Origin of the sequence: Streptomyces sp. NPDC088246 (assembly GCF_044741025.1) — a bacterium.
Classification (GTDB): Bacteria; Actinomycetota; Actinomycetes; order Streptomycetales; family Streptomycetaceae; genus Streptomyces.
In genome coordinates this window covers 1-4,742 of record NZ_JBIURV010000130.1, presented here as the reverse complement: position 1 = coordinate 4,742, position 4,742 = coordinate 1, and the positions used below count along the sequence as shown (strand labels likewise).

Annotated in this window: 4 protein-coding genes and 1 pseudogene; 3 read left to right on the top strand and 2 right to left on the bottom strand. The window is 68.9% G+C overall.

Annotation, left to right across the window (positions count from 1 at the left end; translation table 11 throughout):
- Window positions 1-91: 91 nt before the first annotated feature.
- Window positions 92-1,045, bottom strand: coding sequence for a zinc-binding dehydrogenase (locus tag ACIPEK_RS46175; protein ID WP_402008907.1), 954 nt, complete (start codon window positions 1,043-1,045; stop codon window positions 92-94).
- Between the two features lie 79 nt (window positions 1,046-1,124).
- On the opposite strand from ACIPEK_RS46175, the gene ACIPEK_RS46170 reads away from it, so the two are divergent.
- The 3 genes from ACIPEK_RS46170 (at window position 1,125) to ACIPEK_RS46160 (ending at window position 4,306) form a co-directional block, all read left to right on the top strand.
- Complete coding sequence (locus tag ACIPEK_RS46170; RefSeq protein ID WP_402008904.1) at window positions 1,125-1,793, top strand: TetR/AcrR family transcriptional regulator; 669 nt, start codon at window positions 1,125-1,127, stop codon at window positions 1,791-1,793.
- A gap of 493 nt (window positions 1,794-2,286) precedes the next feature.
- Entirely contained in the window at window positions 2,287-2,736 is a 450-nt protein-coding gene (locus ACIPEK_RS46165) for an RrF2 family transcriptional regulator (protein WP_402008902.1), read from the top strand.
- Between the two features lie 85 nt (window positions 2,737-2,821).
- Window positions 2,822-4,306 carry an MFS transporter gene (locus ACIPEK_RS46160; RefSeq protein ID WP_402008900.1) on the top strand — a complete coding sequence of 495 codons (1,485 nt, stop codon included), beginning with the start codon at window positions 2,822-2,824 and terminating at the stop codon, window positions 4,304-4,306.
- A gap of 282 nt (window positions 4,307-4,588) precedes the next feature.
- Here ACIPEK_RS46160 and ACIPEK_RS46155 read toward each other — a convergent pair.
- Window positions 4,589-4,742 (bottom strand): annotated as a pseudogene (locus ACIPEK_RS46155) (IS6 family transposase); the annotation flags it as partial.

Here is a 4,742-nt window from a genome sequence, read left to right as displayed (position 1 = left end):
GAGCTGCAGATACTCCTCGCGATCTGGACCGGCGCCTGCCCCACCTGTCACCGCAACATGCCAGACCCCGCACCAACATGACCAAGCACTACTAGCCGAGGGTTAGCACTGCCTTGCCGTGGAGCCCGCGGGTGAGCAGTGCGTCGATCGCCTCTGCCGCGGCGTGCCAGTCGCCTCGCCAGGTGATGCCCGGGTCGAGGTCACCGGCGGCGACGCGCTGGGCCAACCAGGTCAGCTCGCGGTCCAGGCCCAAGCAGGCGAGCAGGCGAGCAGGCGAGCAGGCGAGCAGGAAGAACGTCACGATCGACCGGTTGTGCCTGCCTTGATCACCGAAGAACGTCCCGAACGGGAAGTCCTCCCCGGTGTTGGTGGCGTGCCCGACCGAGACGAGGGTGCCGCCTTCGTTCAGCGTCTGGTACGCCTCGACCAGCAGCGGGCCGCCGACTAGGTCGACCACGCCGTCCATCGGCCGGGTGGCCTCCTTCGGCGTGCCGATCACCTCGTGTGCGCCCAGCCCACGCAGCAGTTCGCCGTTGGTACCGGGGTCGCTGGTGACGGCCACGACATGGGCGCCCGCCATGCGGGCGAGTTGCACGGCGTATCGGCCGACGCCTCCGGTGGCTCCTGTGACGAGTACGTCGCGCCCCAGGAGCGGACCGATGCGGTGCAGGGCGCGCAGGGCACTCGTGGCGGCGACCGGGATCGTCGCCAGCGCGGCCGGGTCGGCTCCCTCGGGTGCGACGCCGATCAACGAGGTGTCGACCGCGCGCAGTTCGGCCCAGGCACCGTCGGGCATGAGGGTCACGACCGGTGTACCGACGGCCGGTCCGGAGCCGTCGGAGGCCGCCCGTTCCACGACGCCGGCGGCGTCCCAGCCCAGGACCGCGCCTTCGGGCGCGCTGGTCAGGCCGAAGGCGACCTCTCCGTAGTTGAGCGAGGTCGCGGTCACCCGGACAAGGGCCTGGTGGGGTGCGGGGACCGGGTCGGGGACAGTGTCGAGACGCAGCCCGGCGGGGGCCGAACGGTCGAGGAGTAGCGCGCGCATGGAAATCCTCCAAGATAAAACTGCCACTGGGTGGCGTAAGCCTACAAGGAGCATTTGCTGCTCGGCTACACTAGAGGTGATGACGTCCAAGACCGCCGCCGCCCCGCCGGCAGCCGCCCAACTGCCCCTGCGTGAGCGCAAGAAGCTGCGCACCCGGCAGGCGCTGATCGACAGCGCCCTGGAGTTGTTCGGCGAGCGCGGCTTCGACGCGGTGACGTTGAACGAGCTCTGCGATGCGGTCGAGGTCTCCAAGCGGACGTTCTTCCGCAACTTCAACAGCAAGGAAGACGTTGCACTGGCACCGACCCAGGACCTGTGGGCGGCCTTTCTCGACGTGCTGGAGGACTGTCCGGCGGACGGGCGCACGCTCATCGCGCTGTTCGAGGACACTCTCGTCGTGGCCCTCGACCGGATGGACGCCGACGGATGGGCCGAACGCGCCCTGGCGAGCCGTCGTTTGGCGGCTCGGACGCCGTCCATGGATGCGCACGGGCTGGCGTTCTGCGACCGCACCAGCCGTGCCGCTCTCACCGTGGTCGAGCGCCGGTTCGGCCTCCTCGGGACCGGAGACGTACGCGCCCGCCTGGCGCTCGACATGCTGCTCGCGGCGTTCCATCGAGCGCTCGACGGCTGGGTGACACAGCCCGCCGGGCACACCCGGGCAGACCTCGCCCGTCGGCTCCGCGCGGCCTGCGCGGAACTGCCCGGCGCGCTGACGGTCAAGGCAGGCATGGACCAGGCCGGTTAAGACTTGCCCGGTCGAATGTTCCCGAAGGTAGTCGATCAACAACTGGCGTAGGGCGCCAGGTGCGAGCCGCTTCTTGCCACCTGCCGGGGTGGCCGTCCCCGCTGGCGTTGGTGTCCGCTGCATCATCGGCGTCCGCGGAATCCACGAGGCGATCGTCACTGCCTTCGGCCAACAGCCCTCCCATCTCGGCTCAAGGCTCACCGCCCAGACCGGCCATGCACTCACAGCCCCGGTCCCGCGCGTGCCAGCCTAGCAACACCCGGGAATCGGTGCCGGCCTCAGCCTGCGGACCCTGCGCTGCATGGTCCGCAGGCTGATCCCCAGGCGGGCAGCGACCGCGGTATCGCTGTACCCAGCCAGCAACAATCGGCAGCGTGCTTTGGGCTGGTGCCCCAGGGGGACCCCGCGACCGGCATGCCGGATTGACACGTGGATCAAACTGCTACTAGCGTTGTTGCAGTTAGATCGGTGAGGCGAGGGTCGCGAAGGGGTCATGGTGAGCATCAGCAGTAGGAGTGCGGTCGCGATTCACGCACTCACCATGCTGGGGCGCTGGGATCATTCGTTGACCTCCGCGGAGATCGCGGAGAGCCTGGCCAGTAATCCGGTTCTGGTGCGGCGGATCCTCGGCAGTCTGCGGGATGCCGGTCTGGTCTGGTCCACCGAGGGGCGCAACGGCGGCTGGTCGCTTGCCCGGCCCGCCCGTGAGATCACGCTCTACGACGCGTACACCGCCGTAGAGGCGGGGCCGATCCTTTCGCGGTACCCGCATCCGCCGAGCGCCGAATGCGAGGTGGGGCGGAACATGCAGAAGCTGCTCGAGGTGGAGTTCCAGGACGCGGAGCGGGCCATGAAGGAACGGCTCGGGCGGACGACGATCGCCCACCTTGTCCGGCAAGTGCTGGCCAATGAGCGTGAGGTCGCGCAACGCGTCACCAACTGACCAATGGCGGAGGCGGCGTCCTCCGCCGCCCTTTTACCCTAACTGTAACTACCATGGTGGCAGAAAGCCGCCCGAAGGGCCTCGTATGACTTCCACGTCGACAACGACCGAGCGGACTGGCTCAGGACTGGGCTTACTGGCCGTGCTGATGCCGGCGATCCTCGTCACGGTCACGGCCAGCGACATGGTCAATCTGATGCTTCCGACGATCGGGTCCGAGTTCGGGGCCTCCGAGGCGGAACTTGCCTGGGTCGTCACTGGCTTCCTGCTGATGTTCTCGGTCGGGATTCCCCTGTACGGCCGCATTTCGGACCGCGTGAGCCTGCGTCGTCTTTTCGCCTTCGCGCTTCTCACCTACGCCGTCGGGAGCCTGATCTGCGCGATCTCCCCGAGTCTGGCCGCGCTCGTGGCCGGGCGGATCGTGACGGGCATCGGCGCGGCCGCGATCCCCGTGCTCTCGATCATCGCCGTCACGACGCTGCTGCCGCCGGAGCGGCGCGGTGTCGGGATCGGCGTCGTTTCCGCCGGTGCGGGCGTCGGTACCGCCGCTGGACCGGCGTTGGGCGGCGGCATCGGGGAAGCGCTCGGCTGGCCCGCACTGTTCTGGATCATGCTTGTGGTCTCGCTGCTGCTGCTTTTTCCGGCCATGCGCGTACTCCCGGACGAGACTCCGCAGGGCTCGGGCCGGTTCGACCTCCCCGGCGGCATGCTCCTCGGCCTCGGAGCCGGTCTCGTCCTGTTCGGCATGACCCGGGCGCAGGTCTCCGGCTTCACCGAACCCCTGTCCTGGGGCAGCCTCTTGGCCGCGATCGCGGCGCTCGTGCTCTTCGGGGTGCGCACCGTCCGTGTCGGCCAGCCGTTCGTTCCGCCATCGCTGTTCACCAATCGCGTCTACCGGACCGGCATCCTCGTCGCGTTCCTGGCCATGGTCGTCAACCTCGGCGGTCTGGTGTTCGTCCCGCTGCTGCTGGTGGAGGTCAACGAACTCACCCCGGGTGAGGGCGCCTTGGTCATGATCCCGGCCGGAGTCATGACCGCGCTTCTCTCGCCGTGGATCGGGCGCCTCGCCGGCCGCGTCGGCGCGCGGCTCCTGGTGCTCTCCGGGCTCGGCCTCGTCGGGCTGTTCTCGCTCTTCCTCTCGTCCTTCACCGGCGGCTCCTCGGTGGTCTTCGCCGGCGTCGGGATCCTCGGGCTGAGTATCGGCTTCATGCTTGTGATGACCACCATCATCGGCGCTGCGGCAAGCGAGCTGCCCCCCGAGCAGGCAGGTGTCGGCCTCGGGATCCTCCAGGGCGCCCAGTTCCTCGGGGCCGGCACCGGCCCCGCCGTGTTCGGCGTGCTGGTGTCCGCGAGGCAGCAGGGCGGCAGTGACGCAATCAACCCCCTCTACTCCGGTGATGACGGCTCGGCCTACTCCGACGTCTTCCTGGCCATGGCCGCGGTCGTCGTCCTCACGCTCATCGTTGCGTCACGGATGCGTCCCACGGCTGGCTCCGAGGCCGAGGCCGGACCGAAGGTCGAGGCAGCCCCTGTGGCCGCGACGGCGCAAGAAGTGAACGACGTCCAGTAGGAACGCAACTGCCCCACATCCAGGGCGCACCAGATCCGCCCACGGCTGGCAGGTTTGCTGAAGCAGGGTGGCGTTGCCGATCCGGTCTGCGTCCGGCCCCGGGCTGCCGCCAGTGCTGATGGGCACGTAGGCAACCTCCTCTGCCGACAGCGCCGCCGCCACACTCAGCTCCGGCACGGATGACGAACTTCCCCTGGGAGCGTCTGGGCGCTGTCACGTTGTTGAGGGTGTGAGTGCCTGATGGTGTGTCGGGTGTGGTGGGGCCGGGTTCCGGCTCCGTGCTCAGGCCGCGGTAGGCAGGCCGGTGACGCCGGTGACCTGATCCCAGCTGGCGAAGCGGGTGGTCATCTCGGTGCGGTATTCGCTGGCGGTCATCAGGTGGCGGCGGGGCCTGAAGTGGGGTGAGATGCCGCTGAACGCGGACAGGAACTGCTGG

What these genes read in the sequence shown, in the direction of transcription:
- ACIPEK_RS46175 (WP_402008907.1), bottom strand. Translation starts at nt 1,045, where the DNA reads ATGCGCGCGCTACTCCTCGACCGTTCGGCCCCCGCCGGGCTGCGTCTC.
- ACIPEK_RS46170 (WP_402008904.1), top strand. Translation starts at nt 1,125, where the DNA reads ATGACGTCCAAGACCGCCGCCGCCCCGCCGGCAGCCGCCCAACTGCCC.
- ACIPEK_RS46165 (WP_402008902.1), top strand. Translation starts at nt 2,287, where the DNA reads ATGGTGAGCATCAGCAGTAGGAGTGCGGTCGCGATTCACGCACTCACC.
- ACIPEK_RS46160 (WP_402008900.1), top strand. Translation starts at nt 2,822, where the DNA reads ATGACTTCCACGTCGACAACGACCGAGCGGACTGGCTCAGGACTGGGC.